Origin of the sequence: Henriciella mobilis, from assembly GCF_003576315.1 — a bacterium.
GTDB lineage: Bacteria > Pseudomonadota > Alphaproteobacteria > Caulobacterales > Hyphomonadaceae > Henriciella > Henriciella mobilis.
Genome location: NZ_QWFZ01000015.1, coordinates 60,679 through 76,417 on the forward strand (window position 1 = coordinate 60,679; position 15,739 = coordinate 76,417).

Consider the following 15,739-nt stretch of genomic DNA (forward strand, 5'->3'; position numbering starts at 1 on the left):
ATAGTTGAGGGGTTCAGAAATGCCAGGCATCGGTTTCGACTGCCCGACAAAGGCTTTCATCGCGGGCGAATGGCGCCCGGCTCAGACCGGACAGGTCTTTGATGTGAGAGATCCGGCCACTGGAGACGTGATTGCGCGGGTTGCCGATTGCAGCGCAGCGGATGCGCAAGCCGCTGTCGACGCAGCGCACGAAGCACAGTCACAGTGGGCTTCAAAACCGGCAGGCGAGCGCTCGGTCATCCTGCGCAAGTGGCGCGACCTCATGGTCGAGGAGGCTGACCGGCTGGCCCGCATCCTGACGCTGGAAAACGGCAAACCCCTGGCCGAAGCGCGCGGCGAGATCCTCTACGGCGCGTCCTATTTTGAATGGTTCGCTGAAGAGGCCAAGCGGATTTATGGAGAGACAATCCCGTCTCCGGCGCCGGACAAGCGTATCCTCGTGATCCGTCAGCCCGTCGGCGTCTGCGCCGCGATCACGCCCTGGAACTTCCCGAATGCCATGCTGGCGAGAAAGGTTGCTGCGGCCCTGGCGGCTGGCTGCACAATGGTTGCCAAACCCGCAGAGGATACGCCGCTTTCTGCGCTCGCCATGGCGGCGCTTGGCGAACGGGCCGGATTGCCGGCTGGCGTGTTCAACGTTGTTCCGACCACCGCGCCCGCCGACATCGGTGAAGTGCTCACAACAAGTGACAGGGTCAGGAAAGTGACCTTCACGGGGTCCACGAATACCGGCCGCACTCTGATGCGCCAGTCGACCGGCACGATCAAGAAGGTCTCCATGGAGCTTGGCGGGAACGCGCCGTTCATCGTGTTCGACGATGCTGACCTGGAGAAGGCGGCAGACGGGCTGATGGCCTCGAAGTTCCGCAATGCCGGTCAGACCTGTGTCTGCGCCAACCGTGTCTTCGTGCACGCTTCTGTCATGGACCGGTTCGCCAGTATTGTCCGCAGCAAGGTGGCCGCGCTCAAGATCGCGCCCGGCCTGGAAGAGGGCGCGCAGATCGGGCCGCTGATCAACAGCCAGGCGGTGAGAAAGGTTGAGGCGCTCGTCAATTCCGCGGCTGAAGCCGGGGCCAGCATTGTGCAAGGCGGAACGCGCCACGAGGCCGGCGAGTTGTTCTACGCGCCGACAGTGCTCTCCAACGTAAGTCATGACATGGAGATCGCCCGCGAAGAAATCTTCGGGCCGGTTGTGCCGCTGATTTCTTTCGAGACGGAAAGCGACGTCATCGCAGCGGCGAACGACACCGTTTACGGGCTTGCAGCCTACGCCTTCACGAATGACCTCGGCCGGGCCTTCCGCGTTTCGGAAGGGCTCGAATACGGCATGGTCGCCATCAATGACGGCGCGCTGTCGAATGCGGCGGCGCCCTTTGGCGGCGTGAAGCAATCCGGCCTCGGCCGTGAGGGCTCGAGCCACGGCCTCGATGACTATCTTGAACTCAAATACATCCTGCTAGGAGGGCTGGGCGGCTGAGCCCGGCGATACGCCATGAAAAACGAAACGCTCCTGAAATCACGCGAAGCCGCTGTCCCTCGCGGCATTGGCAGCATGCACCCGGTCTTTGCGAAGAGAGCCCTGAACTCCGAAATCTGGGATGAAGAAGACCGGCGCTACATCGATTTTGCGTCCGGTATCGCCGTGAACAATACGGGCCACAACCATCCCAGGGTGCAAGCGGCAGCGGCTGAACAGCTCGGCAATTTCTCCCATGTATGCTTCCAGGTGACGCCTTACGCGCCCTACATCGAGCTGGCTGAGAAGCTATCGGCACTGGCACCCGGCCCCACACCGAAGAAGACCATCTTCCTGACGACAGGGGCTGAAGCCGTCGAGAACGCCGTGAAGATCGCGCGGGCCGCAACGGGCCGGCCGGGCGTCATCGCGTTCGGTGGCGGGTTTCATGGCCGCACGATGATGACGATGGCCCTTACGGGGAAGGTCGCGCCATACAAGATTGGCTTTGGCCCGTTCCCGGCCGATGTCTGGCATGTGCCGTTTCCAGTGCCGTATCATGGCGTCACCGAGGCGGACTCGCTGAAGGCGCTCGAAAACCTGTTCAAGGCCGATGTCGAGCCCGGCCGGATCGCGGCGATCATCATCGAGCCGGTGCAGGGCGAGGGTGGCTTTTACGCGGCAAGCCCCGCTTTCATGCAGACGCTACGCGCGATTTGCGACGAGCATGGCATCTTGCTTATCTGCGACGAAATCCAGACCGGTTTCGCCCGCACGGGCCGCGTCTTCGCGACCGAGTATGCCGACATCGAACCTGACCTGATGACGATCGCGAAAGCCATGGCTGGCGGGTTCCCGATCTCTGGCGTCATCGGCAAGAAAGATATCATGGACGCCCCCGCGCCCGGCGGTCTCGGCGGCACTTATGGCGGCTCACCGCTCGGCTGTGCGGCAGGCCTCGCTGTGCTCGATGTCATTCGGGAAGAGGGGCTTTGCGAGCGGGCCGTCGAAATCGGAGACCGGGTGACCCGTCACTGTAATGCGCTTCGCCAGTCGGACAGGGGGATCGGTGACATCCGTTCGCTCGGCGCGATGGCAGCGATGGAAATGATCTATGACGGCGATGCCTCGCAGCCTGATCCTGACCGGACAAAACGGATCGTTCACGAAGCGCGCGAGCGCGGACTTCTGCTCCTGTCCTGCGGTGTGCGGGCGAATGTCATCCGCTTCCTCATGCCTCTGACGATTCCGTTCGAGGTGCTGGATGAGGGCCTGGCGATCCTGACCGAAGCGGTGAAGGCATCCCGGTAAGCTGGCGCGCTGACGCTGTCCCCAACGCCTCCCGCCGACACGCTAGGCGGCCGCCATTGCCCGGCGATTGGCGTACAGGTCGCGGATGAAGGTCCGGCCCGCCGCGAGGAAGAAAAGGCCAGCGAAGGCAAACAGGCCGGTGGCAACCACGCAGGCCCACTTCACGCCATAGGCGCGCGCGTCGCGGCAGGCTGCGACGAGTTCTTCGGAGAGGCTTGCATCGGTCAGGCTGCAGGAGGCCGTGATCTGGCCGGCCAGGTCATTGGCGCCGATCCAGCTCGCGGACATCAGGTCGGCCACGATTCCAAGCGCTGGCGGGCCGGCGCCGTAGCCGATCAGATTGACGATGAAGAGCAATATGGCGACCGACGTCGCCCGTACGCGCAGGCTGACCACAGCCTGCGCAATGTTGTACTGCGCGCCGAGATAGAAATATTGCAGCACGCTGGCGACCATCAGCAAGACCAGCATCAGCGTGCTGCCGCCGACCAGGAAAGCCGAGGCATAAAGCGGGGCGCAGACCAGGAAGGCGATCCCCGGCACCCAGGTGGCTGCTGTCTCTGAACGTCTTGAGGCTTTCTCGGTCAGGAAGCCGCCGAGAAAGGCGCCAAGCGTGCCGGCGAGTCCGACAGGGGCCATGAACATGAGCGCCGTCTGCGCTGGCGTGTAGCCGTGCGTGAAGACGACATGCTGCGGTTGAAGGCCGACCAGGGCGTAGCCTGCAAAGGCCGCCAGGGTGGCGCCAGCGGTCATGATCCAGAAAGTGCGCTTCGAGACGATCTCCTTGATGGCATCGCGAAAACTTGCGCGCTCGACTTTTTCGGTTCCCGGCGGATCGGAGTAGCCGCGGGGCGGCTCTTTCACGGTGAGCAGGAAGATGAGCCCGAGAAGGATCCCCGGCGCGCCGACAAAGATGAACGCTTCGCGCCAGGTGAATATATCGAGGATGACGCCGCCGAAGACCTGGGCGAGGACGCCGCCGGCCGTGACGCCCATGGCGTAAATGCCAAGCGCCGTCGGGCGGACAGCCGGCGCGTAATAGTCGCTGATCATGGAGTTGGCTGGAGGCGTGCAGCCCGCTTCGCCGACACCGACAAGCATTCGGGCGAGCAGCAGCGTGACGAAGCCTGTCGTGAAACCGCAGAGGACGGTGGCCAGCGACCAGAGGATGACACAGATGCCGATGATCAGCTTGCGGCTCATTCGCTCGGAGAGGTTCGCGATCGGGATACCGAGCAGTGTGTAGAAGAGGGCGAAACCGATGCCCGACAGCAGGCCGAACTGGAATTGCGAGAGCTGGAATTCGTTGATGATCGGCACGCTGACGACGCTGATCAGGATCCGGTCGATGAAATTGAAGGTGTAGACCAGCGTCAGGGACATCAGCACGAAGGACCTGTATCCGAACGTGCCAAAGCTCTGTCCAAGACGAGCCGTCGCGCTCTGGATAGGGTGCCCGGCCGGGCTCGAAACTGTTTCGCTCATGCTCTTGCTCAGCCCTACATCCCGGCGAACCGTCAGGGCCGAACCCGAAAAACGGCCTGGCTTCATTCCCAAGGATCAGTGCGACGGGACGCTACTGGCTGTCTCATGATGAGAACAATATGATTTTCAGAAGAGTTTGATAGCTAAAGCCTATGGCAAGAGCGTCGGCATCCACGCCCGATGGCGTCCCGGTGCTCAGCTTGCATGCGCATCCAGCTCTCGGCTGGCGAACAGGGTTTCGAGCGCCGGGTTCGGCAACCGCCGTTTCATGGTGATCGCGGCAAAGGTTTCCTGGATCGCGCTGAGCTTGCAGGCCTCGACAAGGCGCCCATTTGCAAGCTCGTCGGTCACGACAATTGGCGGCAGGATCGCAAGCCCGATATCCTCCCGCGTCAAAAGACGCATCATCGCCATATCGTCGACTTCCGCCGCCACGGTCGGTGACAGGGAGAGCTGTTCGAACATGACATCCACGCCATTGCGGAAGCCGCTATCGGCAGTTGGCAGGATGACCGGTTCGCTGGACAGGAGTTCGATCAGATCGCTGCGCCCGCCAATCCGCTCGGGCGTGCCGACCAGGCTGATATCCTGCTCTGCAATGATGCGTGATGACCATGGCGTTGCCGAATCGCGCAAGGGCACCTGATTGACCAGAACCACGTCGAGCCGGTGCGCCTCCAGGGCTGCCAGGAGTTCGGCAATCGTGCCCGAACGGATTATCACCTCGATACCCGGATCCTGCACGGCCGGCCGGAGAAAACCGATCTGGAAGTTGCGCGAAAGCGTGGAAAGGGCCCCGACCCGCAGGATCTTCTTGCTGAGGCGTTCGGCATTGCGCAGCCGCCCGATCATCTCGTCGCCGGTGGAGAAAATCGCCTCCGAGTGATCAAGCGCGATCTGTCCTGCTTCCGTCAGCGTCAGCGACCGGCCGCGGCGTTCGAAGAGGGCATGGCCAAGGCTTTCCTCAAGCTTCTTGATCTGGGTGGACAGGGCGGACTGGGACAGGTTCAGCGACTCCGCAGCGCGCGTCAGATGCCCCTCCTTCGCGACAATCCAGAAATAGCGCAGATGGTTGTAGTTCAGCAAAACCGTTCTCCAAAACAGAACGAAAAGAGAGATATATTGTATTATACTAAACAATAGCGCTTTGCTAGCGAGGGGCCATCAGATTTTGGAGACCCGGTATGTCGCTCACGCTCATGTTGCTGCTCGCGCCCTCGGTCGCGCTCGCACTGCTCGCAATCGTTTCTTTCTTCCAGACCGCACCATACCCGCCCATCCGCAAGGCGATGCCGTTTGCCGCCGTCCTGATCGGTGCGGCTTCGGTCGGTTCGCTGGCGGTCTATGCCTGGACGGGCGCCGCAACCCTGCCGCTGAACATTGAGGGTTTCGACCTCATGTTCGTGCGTTTTGACCTGGTCAGCGCGGTTCTCGTTGCGCTGGTCGGCTTCGTGGGCGCTATCGTGCTGGCCTATAGCGGGGAATACCTCGAAGGCGAGGCAGGGCAGGGGCGCTTCATGTCATGGCTGATGCTGGCCATGGCGTCGGTCCTCATGCTGGTCATGTCGGGACATATGATCCAGGTTTTCGTCTTCTGGGTCACAACGAGCCTTTGCCTTCACCGGTTGTTGCTTTTCTATCCCGGCCGGCGGGGTGCGCAGAGGGCGGCCCGCAAGAAGTTCGTCTTCGCACGCGCAGGCGATGTCCTGCTGGCGGGCGCAGGCATTCTGCTCTGGATGCATTATGACACCGGCAACATTGCCGAAATCAATGAAATGGCCCGCGCCGGTGGTGAGCCAGGCAGTCTCGCCACGACGATGGCAGCGCTGATGCTGGCCGGGGTCGCGATCCTCAAATCGGCGCAATTCCCGTTCCATGGCTGGCTGACCGAGGTCATGGAAACGCCGACGCCCGTGTCTGCTCTGCTCCATGCGGGAATCATCAATGCCGGCGGCTTCCTTCTGATCCGCTTTGCCGACGTCATGCTGCTCGCGCCGGGTGTCCTCGCCCTGCTGGTTCTGGTCGGTGGCTTTACGGCGCTCTTTGGCGGCCTGGTCATGCTGACCCAGCCGGCCGTGAAGACATCGCTGGCCTGGTCGACGATCAGCCAGATGGGCTTCATGATCTTCCAGTGCGGCCTTGCGCTTTTCCCGCTGGCCCTGCTGCACATCGTCCTGCACTCGCTGTACAAGGCCCACGCGTTTCTGGGCTCCGGCGACGCGGTCAAGCAGGTCGCATCCATCCGCCGGCCCGGCCCGATTGCCCTTCCGGGGCTGCGGACGGTGGGCACGGCCTTCCTGACGGCCATCGCGATCTATGCCGCCACCACGCTGCTTGTGGGGCTTGAAGGCAAGTCGCCGCAGGCGATTGCGCTCGGCGCCATCCTTGTCTTCGGCGTGGCCTACATGCTGGCGCAAGGGCTGGCCGACAAGGCGCCGCGTCAGCTGGGACTCTACACGGCAGGCTACTCGGTGGCAGTCACGCTGGCCTACTTCGCCCTGCAGTCGGCGGCGGCTTATCTCGCCTATCCGACGCTTCCCGCCCCGCCGTCACCCGACGGACTGGAATGGGCGCTGATCGCACTGGCGCTGTTCAGTTTCGCGCTCGTGGCCTTCGCGCAGGCGACCTTCCCGCTCTGGGCGAGCCATCCGGCTGTGCGCGGCCTGCGCGTCCACCTCACCAACGGTTTTTACATCAATGCTGTCTGGGACCGCATCCTCGGCGGCTGGCGCCATTCCGGCCGGCCGCAGGCCTGACAGACCTTAGCGAACAAGGATTGAAATCATGAGCAAGACACCGTCAAAGCACCTCGCTGCCGTCAACACAGCGATCGATGAAGCCGCGCGCACCATCCCGCCCATGTGGCCGCTCGAAGCGACCGTCGCCGTCAATCCCTTCCTCGGCTCGAGTGTGGCGTCGCTGGGCGCGACCCACGCCAGGTTCGCATCCATGACAGGACAGTCCCTGTTCATGAAGGAGGCCTGGTTCCAGCAGAAACTCGATAGCGGCAAGATTGGCGATAGCGACCTTGCCAAGGCCATCAAGGCCTACGGCGCCGGTCCGGGGCTGACGCCGGAAAAGATCCGTCAGCGCCTCAGGGCGAAAGACGCAACCGGGGAAGGGCGCATTCCCACTGTGCTCGACCTCGCCGGTGAAGGCAGCGGAGTGGACCTGCGTGCTATCATGACCGACCGCGTCACCGCCTGGGCATCGAACTATTTCGATGAAGGTCAGGCGCTGTGGCAGGTGAACGGACGCGGCACTGTGTGGTCTTCATGGCGCGCCTTTGCGACCAATGACCTGACGCCGGAAGTCCTGGGGCTGAGCGATTTCTGCCAGTTCGCATCCAGCCTGCCAGATGATGCGGCCCACTTCGTGGCGTCCATGACGCAGGAGCTTGGCCTCAAGGACGCAGCGCTGCCTGCCTATCTGACACAGCTTCTTTTCGATCTCGGCGGCTGGTCACAACTAGGCCGCTACCGGCTGTGGAAAGCAGAGATGGCAGGCGAAACCAGTCCGGTCATGACCGAACTGCTCGCCATTGCGGTGGCGTGGGAAGTCTTCGCCTTCCGCGCACATGGCGAGGCAATCGCCCTCGACTGGAAGCGCGCCTGCCGCGAGCGGGAAAATTCGGGCAAGCTGCCACAGCACGCCCAGCTCCTGGAAATCCTGCAGTACGCGCTGGATCATGCCGAGCAACGGCGTCTGGAAGCGACGATGGCCGCGCCTCGGGACGCCGGACAGGTTGATCAGCGGCCGGCCATTCAGGCAGCTTTCTGTATCGATGTCCGCTCGGAAGTCTTCCGCCGCGCGCTGGAAGGCGCGTCCAGCTCGGTCGAAACCCTGGGCTTCGCCGGGTTTTTCGGTCTCGGCGTCAATCACAAGGCATTTGCTTCCGACACGGAAGAGCACCGCCTGCCGGTCCTGCTTAACCCGTCCCTGAACACGGTCGAAACGGTTGAAAACAACGCCAAGGCAGATCGCGAGAAGCGTTTCCGGCTGCGGGCTGTCCGGGCCTGGGGGCGGTTCAAGCTGGCAGCGGTGTCGTCCTTTGCTTTCGTGGAGTCGGCTGGTCCGATCTATGTGCCGAAGCTGCTGCAAGGCGCGCTCGGCCTGAAGTCCGGCAAGTCGAAGCGGTCGCCCGTCCCGCGTATCGCGGAATCCATGCCGCTCGAGGCCAGGACAGACGCGGCAGAGACGATCCTGCGGGCGATGTCGCTGACGCGGAATTTTGCCCGGCTTGTTCTCCTGGTCGGACATGGCGCTGCGGTCACCAATAATCCGCATGCCAGTGCGCTCCAGTGCGGCGCCTGCGGTGGGTATGCGGGCGACGTCAATGCGCGCCTGCTTGCTGGCCTGCTGAATGAAACCGGCGTGCGCGCCGAGCTTGAAAAGCGCGGCATTGTCATTCCTGAAGACACCCATTTCGTCGGCGGTCTGCATGATACGACCTCCGATCAGGTGTCGCTTCACGACGACACGCCATCGGCGGCGCATTCCAAGGACATTGAGGCGGCGAAAGAGCTGCTCGACCTCGCAGGTGAGCGAGCCCGGGCCGAGCGGGCACCGGCACTGCCGCGCGTGGCACGTCCGGGCAAGCTGAAGCGCCGCGGCAAGAGCTGGTCCCAGACGCGCCAGGAATGGGGCTTGGCCGGCTGCAGCGCTTTTATCGCAGCGCCCAGGTCGCGGACCGCAGGAAAGGACCTGTCAGGCCGCTCATTCCTGCACTCCTATGACTGGCGCGACGATGACGGCTTCAAGGTGCTTGAGCTCATCCTGACTGCGCCCGTCGTGGTCGCGAGCTGGATCAATCTCCAGTATTATGGATCAACGGTGGCGCCAGAGGTTTTCGGGGCGGGCAACAAGCTGCTTCACAATGTCGTGGGCGGATTTGGCGTGCTCGAAGGCAATGGCGGCTCGCTGCGCAGCGGCCTGCCGCTCCAGTCCGTCAGCGATGGTATCGACTTCCGCCACGTCCCGGTTCGGCTTTCGGTCTGTATCGAGGCGCCGCGCGAAGCGATCACCGAGATCCTGAACCGGCATGAGAGCGTGCGCGCGCTGTTCGACAATCACTGGCTGCACCTGTTCGCGATGGATGATGCCGGCCATCTCGCCTGGCGCTATGCGGGTGACGGTCAATGGGAACAGGCCTTCGCGACGTCCCCAGCCGTGCATGACGAGGTCGCGGCATGACCGACCTGACGCATCTCGACCGGCTCGAGGCTGAAGCCATCCAGATATTGCGGGATGGTGTTGCCCAGGCTGACCGTCCGGTCCTTCTCTTCTCCGGGGGCAAGGACTCCACGGTCCTCGCGCACCTGGCGCTTGAAGCGTTCCATCCCTCGCGTCCGCCCATGCCGCTTCTGCATGTGGACTCGACCTGGGAGTTTCGCGAAGTGGTCGAGTTCCGCAACCGCTTCGCGGCTGAGCACAGGTTTGAAATCGTCCTGCATCATAATGAGGAGGGGCGCAGGCAGGGGCTGAACCCGGTCGAACATGGCGCGCTCTACACCACGATCATGCGCACGGACGCGCTGAAGCAGGCCCTCGATGCCGGCAATTATGACGTCATCTTCGGCGGCGCCCGGCGCGATGAAGAAGCCAGCCGCGCCAAGGAGCGCATTGTGTCCGTCCGCAGTGCCGGCCATGGCTGGGACCCGCGCCGGCAAAGACCAGAACTCTGGTCGCTCTACAACTGGCGCCGCTCGTCCGGTCAGACACTGAGGGTCTATCCGCTGTCGAACTGGACCGAATTCGACCTGTGGGCCTACATCCTCAAGAAGAACATCCGGCTGTGTCCGCTTTATTTCGCAGACAAGCGCCCGGTCAGTCTTCGGCAGGGCCAGCGGATCGTGATCGACAATGAAGCGCGGGCTGAAGCGCTGGGCCTGACAATCGACGCGGAGGAACATGTCCGCTTCCGCTCCCTCGGCTGCTGGCCGGTGACGGCGGCCCTTCCATCGACGGCGTCCGATCTTCGTTCCGTCGTCAAGGAAACGCTCACCAGCGCCAACTCGGAGCGCAATGGCCGGATTAGCGATGACGGCTCGTTGGAAAGCCAGAAACAGGCTGGCTATTTCTGATGGTGCTATCCGCCTTTGCCGCGCGGCGGGCTGCCCCTGAGGCCAAATTTCAAGGTCCGTGATATCGGGCGGGGCAGTCTTCCCTGAAAAAAGAAAACCGCCTGGAAACAGTGTTCCAGGCGGTGTCCAGATCAGGGATGTGCAGGGGTGGGGGAGGTAAGGGGCTGTCCCTGTCTGGAGAGTGTTCAGCACCCAAGAGCGCCGGAGAGAGAGGATCAGGCGTTCAGAGGCGCTGCGTAGCGTTTTCGGCGTCTCATGCGCCACTGACGCCGCAGGAATGCGGGCGTCACGCCTTCGATGAGCTGACGCGTGCGGTCAGCGCTGGGAGGATTTGAGCCGGGCAAGTTTTTCATTTTTTTCTCCTTTATCGACCGTTTCGTTGCGGTCGACCTTGATTTGGATCAGAGACAGGAATAGTTCAAAACGAAAATATCTCTCCTCTCCATAGCCATGGATTATGAAACATGAGACCGACGCTTCGACAGCTGCAATACCTGGTCGCCATCGCAGATACCGGGAAATTCGGTGACGCTGCCAAGCGTGTGAATGTCAGCCAGCCCAGCCTGTCTGCACAGATCGCGGAAATGGAAGCGCATCTCGGGACCGTGCTCATCGAGCGCGGCCGTCATGGCGCCTTCATGACGCCAACAGGGGAGGAAGCGGTTCGGCGCGCGCGGATGATCCTCAGGGATGTCGAAGACCTGAAGGCCGTCGTGCAGTCAGGCGGCGCATCGCTGGCCGGCCGGATTCGTCTCGGCGTGCTACCGACGATCGGTCCTTACCTGCTTCCGGCGGCGACGCGGCATCTGCATGCCAAGTACCCCGATTTCCGTCTCAGCGTTCGCGAGGAGAGGACAATTGACCTCGAGGCGCATCTTCATGATGGCCGGCTCGATACCGTCATCTCCACCATCGAGGACCATTCCGACGCCGGTCACGCGCCGCTATTCGAGGAGAATTTGTGGGTGTGCGCGGCCCCGGATGACGAGCTGGCCCAGTCGGCCGGGGATGTGAAGCTGGCTGACCTGAAGGGCCGTTCCCTGCTGACGCTCGGCTATGGCCACCGCTTCTACCACATCATCCAGTCTCTCGCCGAGGCTGCCGGGGCCCATGTGAGCAGCGAGTATCAGGGCACCAGTCTCGATGCGATCAGGCAGATGGCGGAAATGGGCGCCGGCGTTGCGGTCTTTCCGAGCCTCTATGCCCTCACTGAAGCTCGCAGGGACCCTGATCTTGTTGTGCGCAGGATCGACGATCCGATGGCGCGGCGCGAAATCTCGCTCATCTGGCGGCAAACATCGCCGCTGGCCGACCGGCTTGAGAAACTGGCCGAAGAGCTGCGCGCAGCAGCGGTTTCGGTCCTGGTCGGGCGGGCTGGAAGGGTTTCGTAAGTGCGCAGTTATTGCATAGTCTAAAGCAATCAGCTGAACTCGTTATTTGAATTTTCAAAATCTATAGCGGGCCACAAATATGAGGCGACTTGAAAGGAGTTGCCCATGTTCTCGCCACCCCGCCAGGCGCCCGTCCCGGCCAAGCCCATACGTCTTGCCTATCTGACCCATGGAAAGGCCGGGCAAAGGAAGGCCGCAAGAGCCCTGCCCAGATCACCGCGCTCACCCGACGAATTCTGGTTGCTGGCGCGCTGGGACAGGTCTCCCCGCTCTCTCTTTTTTCACACGGAATCGCTGATCAGCTGGGCGCCGATTGAAATACTGGGTTTGCCCCAGCCGGTAGAGGATGAGACCGGCGAGCGCTGGATGCTCTGCAGGTTCCGCTATTTCGGGCCGTACGCCGATCGCAACCAGCTCGTTGACAGTGCACGCAGAGGACTCGAGCGGATGACCCGCTGGAAAGAGGTCTCCGAACTGGCGTCTGACTGATCGCCGCCGTCCGATTTCTGCCGCGGGATTTGTTCCCCCTGATCCTGGCCGGACGAGGGCGTTCATAAAGCAATGTGCCGCCAAGAGCGCCTGTCGGCGGGCCGTCAATACCTTCCTTCGCAGCTGCGGCATGAAACATAGTTTAATCCTATTGTTTCCTTAGAAAGTGAAGATTGGATCAGATGAACCAGGACATCCAAGTCTCCGTGGCAGCGTCAAGGGAGCGCACCGTTCCGCTCGGGTCTTGTGATCTCGATCTGGGGCTCCCGTCCGACACATCCTGAAACCAATCCCGAAAGGTGGGGCATGACCTTTATAGTTGCACGCATACAGAATTTCCTGCGGCTGGAGTCCTCCGCTGGCATTTTGCTCATGATCGCGGCGGTGCTGGCGCTGGTCGCGAGCAATTCTCCGCTTGTAGGCTATTATACCGGCCTGCTGTCGACCCCAGTTGAAGTCCAGGTTGGCGCGCTTGAAATCGCCAAGCCGCTTATTCTCTGGATCAATGACGGCCTGATGGCGATCTTCTTCTTCCTGATCGGCCTGGAGATAAAGCGTGAAATCCTGCAGGGCGAGCTGTCGAGTTTCGACAAGGCAGCGCTTCCCATATTTGCGGCGGTTGGCGGTATGGCCGGTCCGGCGCTGGTGTTCATCGCGCTCAATGCGAACAGCCCGGAAAGCCTGAATGGCTGGGCCATTCCCGCCGCGACCGACATTGCCTTTGCCCTGGGCGTGCTGATGCTGCTCGGCAGCCGGGTGCCGGTATCGTTGAAGATCTTCCTGCTGGCCATCGCGATCATAGATGACCTTGGGGCCATCATGATCATCGCGCTCTTCTATACGGCGGATCTCTCCCTCATGGCGCTTGGCTGGGCCGCGCTTGGTGTCGCCTCGCTGGTGGCGCTCAACAGGATGGGGGTGAAGACGATCGCGCCCTATGCGCTGATCGGCACATTCATCTGGGTCTGCGTCTTGAAGTCGGGCGTCCATGCGACGCTGGCCGGTGTCGTGACGGCCCTGGCTGTGCCGATTTACGGCAAGACGGCGGACTCCCAGTCGCCGTTGCACAAGCTCGAACATGGGCTGCATCCATGGGTCGCCTATGGGGTCTTGCCGGTCTTTGCGTTTGCCAATGCGGGCGTGTCGTTGTCCGGCGTGTCGCTTGACGATCTCCTGTCGCCGCTGCCCCTGGGGATTGCTGCAGGCCTGTTTGTCGGAAAGCAGATCGGGGTCTTCGGCGCCACCGTTCTCGCGGTGAAAGCGGGCATTGCGCGCCGTCCGGAAGGGGCATCCTGGATGCACCTCTATGGCGTGGCGTGCCTGACCGGTATCGGCTTCACAATGAGCCTGTTTATCGGAACACTGGCGTTTGACAGCGCCGCACAGCTCGATCAGGTCCGCCTGGGCGTCCTGCTTGGTTCGCTCATGTCGGCCCTGATGGGTGTCGCCATGCTGATGATGGCCGGGGCCGAGCAGCGGCGGACCGGCGCTTCGTCTGTGCAGCTCGCCAGCTGATCTCATTCATTAGGCGCATTTTCGGCCCGCCATCCTGGATAAGGGATGGCGGGTCATTGCCTTTGGGGCATCGCCCTTTGGCCGTACCTATATTATAGCTAAAAACTATCAAGAATTGATTTTCTTGGTATTTGTCCTTTTGTCACGCGTCTTCATCTCTAGTCCCGGTTTCTCGAAAACCAGGTCAATCGGAGAAAGACAACATGATGACGAAAAGGAAAGTCGCAGCATCAGCGATAATGGCATCCTGTGCCCTGGCGCTGGCAGGCTGTGCGAATGAGACAATTGCGGCAGAAACGGACGCGGCAACGGAAGCCGATGTGTCGGCGCAAGTCGAAACGGTTGAACAGGCCGGCCTCTGCCTCGACGCCGGGCCGCAGACACCGCGCGACATTGCGGGCGTGTACGGTCTCAACTCAGTGACCTTCCCGAAAGCCCCGCCATCCACCGAGATGAACCTCTGCAACATCCACACGCATACCAATGCCGAGCACAAAGGGCCGGACTTCAGCGTGTTCGTGAATGACAGCGACTATGGCGGCTATGCCTGCAACGCGACAGAGGACCTTACCGAAGCCGAGCTCACGCCTGTAGAGGGCGCCTATGGCAAGGTGAAGCCGGGCGACACGATCGAGGTTCACTGGGTGCACACGACTTGCGACGCTGCGCCGGGCGAAGGCCTCGGGGCGTGTGTCCCGGAAACCTGCACCGATCCGCTGCTTCGTGTTGAGGCGCAGGTCTTCCTCGTGGTGAACGACGAGTCTGCAGCCGATTTCACCGAGCTGGCGGCGGTTCGCCAGGCGGGCGGCGTCTGGCAGCCGGGTGGCATTCCATCAACCACGGGTACGCCGGTCAGCTTCCGCGGCTCGACCACGGGGCCGAGCTACAACCAGATGCAGTGCTCACCCGCACAGGTCACCTGGAGCGTCCGTCCGCAATGCACCAAGCTCGACATCAACTCGCTGCATGCCTGGGCTGAAGAAGGCAATGTCTTCAACGAAACCAAGTCGCACGGCGTTCGCCAGCTTGTGACGGCACCGGAACTCCTTTCTCCGATCGAGTAAGCCTGAGCCGGCGCAGGAAGAAGGGGCCTGCCATCCGCGCAGGCCCCTTCGATTTTTTTAAACCAGGTGACGGCTCGCGCCGTATCGAAGGTCTCGTCCAGCAAGTGAAAATAAATGAAAGCGTTGAATTTCATGACCACCCGATTTTTCAAGTTTGTCGCCACAATCAGCTTCGTGACCGGCCTGGCAATGCTGCCGGCCCAGGCGCAGTCCCTGACGGGTAATGTCGGCTCGGCAGGTGTGACGAAAGCGGAGCAGTCGGTCGAGGCGCGTCTGGGGCTGGATGATGAAGGTAATGCCGCAAGCCGCATTCACTATGACAATGCATTCACCGACTGGTACCAGCTCCGCCTGATCGGCTCCTTCTCGAAGCCTGACAGTGAAGACTGGGATCTCACAGGCCTGACCGTCGAGAACTGGTTCCAGTGGAGCGAGGAGCAGGCAGACAATTCCGGCTTCAATGGCGGGCTGAGATTTGCCTACGGCTTCGCCAAGGATGACGGCCCTGACGAGGCCGAAGTGCGTCTTACCCTGACGGACAAGTTCGCGGGCGACTGGGAATGGCGGTCGAATCTCATTGCGGAGATCGAGGCAGGGGACGGAAGCGACGGCGGCGTGGACCTCGAGCTGCGCGGACAGATCTCGCGCGCCGTAAACGTTTCGGCGCTCGGCTCAGATGACTGGCGGCTGGGTGTTGAAGTGTTCAGCGAGCTCGGCAACAGCCGCAACATTCCGGGTTTCGACGACCAGGCCCACCAGGTCGGGCCTGTGGTGAAGATCGGCTGGGACAACGGCGTTTTTGTACAGTCCGCCGTGCGCGTCGGGATCACCGGGGGCGCCGATGACAGCATGGCCAAGGTCTTTATTGGCCGCGAATTCTGAGGCGCAACATGATCCGCAGGGATGGCGCTAGTCTCGGCGTCTGGCCCGAAGGATGAACAGAAA

The 15,739-nt window shown here is 62.0% G+C and carries 12 protein-coding genes; 10 read left to right on the forward strand and 2 right to left on the reverse strand.

The features are described 5' to 3' along the window. Positions 1–19 precede the first annotated feature (19 nt). Both D1227_RS08420 and gabT read left to right on the forward strand, forming a co-directional pair. Positions 20–1,477: an NAD-dependent succinate-semialdehyde dehydrogenase gene (locus tag D1227_RS08420; protein ID WP_119404508.1), complete on the forward strand. Its 1,458-nt coding sequence runs from the start codon at positions 20–22 to the stop codon at positions 1,475–1,477. Between the two features lie 15 nt (positions 1,478–1,492). Continuing rightward, complete coding sequence (gene gabT / locus D1227_RS08425; protein ID WP_119404509.1) at positions 1,493–2,767, forward strand: 4-aminobutyrate--2-oxoglutarate transaminase; 1,275 nt, start codon at positions 1,493–1,495, stop codon at positions 2,765–2,767. Positions 2,768–2,809: 42 nt separating this feature from the next. Here the strand turns inward: gabT and D1227_RS08430 are convergent, their stop codons facing one another. Continuing rightward, positions 2,810–4,252, reverse strand: coding sequence for a spinster family MFS transporter (locus D1227_RS08430; RefSeq protein WP_119404537.1), 1,443 nt, complete (start codon positions 4,250–4,252; stop codon positions 2,810–2,812). Between the two features lie 195 nt (positions 4,253–4,447). Further along, positions 4,448–5,338 carry a LysR family transcriptional regulator gene (locus D1227_RS08435; RefSeq protein ID WP_119377293.1) on the reverse strand — a complete coding sequence of 297 codons (891 nt, stop codon included), beginning with the start codon at positions 5,336–5,338 and terminating at the stop codon, positions 4,448–4,450. A 98-nt stretch (positions 5,339–5,436) separates the two neighbouring features. Between D1227_RS08435 and D1227_RS08440 the strand changes: the two genes are divergently transcribed. From D1227_RS08440 to D1227_RS08475, 8 genes are all read left to right on the forward strand, one after another. Continuing rightward, positions 5,437–7,008, forward strand: a complete 1,572-nt coding sequence (locus D1227_RS08440) for a proton-conducting transporter transmembrane domain-containing protein (protein WP_119404510.1) — start codon at positions 5,437–5,439, stop codon at positions 7,006–7,008. 28 nt (positions 7,009–7,036) lie between these two features. Continuing rightward, a complete protein-coding gene (locus tag D1227_RS08445) occupies positions 7,037–9,445 on the forward strand; it encodes a YbcC family protein (protein ID WP_119404511.1) in 2,409 nt (802 codons plus the stop codon). Further along, positions 9,442–10,335 carry a sulfate adenylyltransferase subunit CysD gene (cysD, locus tag D1227_RS08450; protein ID WP_119404512.1) on the forward strand — a complete coding sequence of 298 codons (894 nt, stop codon included), beginning with the start codon at positions 9,442–9,444 and terminating at the stop codon, positions 10,333–10,335. The genes D1227_RS08445 and cysD overlap by 4 nt, the downstream gene beginning before the upstream one ends. 464 nt (positions 10,336–10,799) lie before the next feature. Next, entirely contained in the window at positions 10,800–11,726 is a 927-nt protein-coding gene (locus tag D1227_RS08455) for a hydrogen peroxide-inducible genes activator (RefSeq protein WP_119404513.1), read from the forward strand. A gap of 105 nt (positions 11,727–11,831) precedes the next feature. Beyond that, positions 11,832–12,215: a hypothetical protein gene (locus D1227_RS08460; protein WP_119404514.1), complete on the forward strand. Its 384-nt coding sequence runs from the start codon at positions 11,832–11,834 to the stop codon at positions 12,213–12,215. A 306-nt stretch (positions 12,216–12,521) separates the two neighbouring features. Continuing rightward, complete coding sequence (gene nhaA, locus D1227_RS08465) at positions 12,522–13,730, forward strand: Na+/H+ antiporter NhaA (RefSeq protein WP_119404515.1); 1,209 nt, start codon at positions 12,522–12,524, stop codon at positions 13,728–13,730. 239 nt (positions 13,731–13,969) lie between these two features. Beyond that, the gene (locus D1227_RS08470) at positions 13,970–14,794 is read left to right on the forward strand and encodes a delta-class carbonic anhydrase (protein WP_119404538.1); all 825 of its coding nucleotides are present in this window, start codon (positions 13,970–13,972) and stop codon (positions 14,792–14,794) included. A 132-nt stretch (positions 14,795–14,926) separates the two neighbouring features. Beyond that, a complete protein-coding gene (locus D1227_RS08475; protein WP_147373288.1) occupies positions 14,927–15,676 on the forward strand; it encodes a hypothetical protein in 750 nt (249 codons plus the stop codon). Positions 15,677–15,739 lie beyond the last annotated feature (63 nt).

Excerpts from the sequence above, each read along its gene's own strand:
- cysD (WP_119404512.1), top strand. The coding sequence starts at position 9,442 with ATGACCGACCTGACGCATCTCGACCGGCTCGAGGCTGAAGCCATCCAG.
- gabT (WP_119404509.1), top strand. The coding sequence starts at position 1,493 with ATGAAAAACGAAACGCTCCTGAAATCACGCGAAGCCGCTGTCCCTCGC.
- nhaA (WP_119404515.1), top strand. The coding sequence starts at position 12,522 with ATGACCTTTATAGTTGCACGCATACAGAATTTCCTGCGGCTGGAGTCC.
- D1227_RS08420 (WP_119404508.1), top strand. The coding sequence starts at position 20 with ATGCCAGGCATCGGTTTCGACTGCCCGACAAAGGCTTTCATCGCGGGC.
- D1227_RS08470 (WP_119404538.1), top strand. The coding sequence starts at position 13,970 with ATGGCATCCTGTGCCCTGGCGCTGGCAGGCTGTGCGAATGAGACAATT.
- D1227_RS08440 (WP_119404510.1), top strand. The coding sequence starts at position 5,437 with ATGTCGCTCACGCTCATGTTGCTGCTCGCGCCCTCGGTCGCGCTCGCA.
- D1227_RS08455 (WP_119404513.1), top strand. The coding sequence starts at position 10,800 with ATGAGACCGACGCTTCGACAGCTGCAATACCTGGTCGCCATCGCAGAT.
- D1227_RS08430 (WP_119404537.1), bottom strand. The coding sequence starts at position 4,252 with ATGAGCGAAACAGTTTCGAGCCCGGCCGGGCACCCTATCCAGAGCGCG.
- D1227_RS08460 (WP_119404514.1), top strand. The coding sequence starts at position 11,832 with ATGTTCTCGCCACCCCGCCAGGCGCCCGTCCCGGCCAAGCCCATACGT.
- D1227_RS08445 (WP_119404511.1), top strand. The coding sequence starts at position 7,037 with ATGAGCAAGACACCGTCAAAGCACCTCGCTGCCGTCAACACAGCGATC.
- D1227_RS08475 (WP_147373288.1), top strand. The coding sequence starts at position 14,927 with ATGACCACCCGATTTTTCAAGTTTGTCGCCACAATCAGCTTCGTGACC.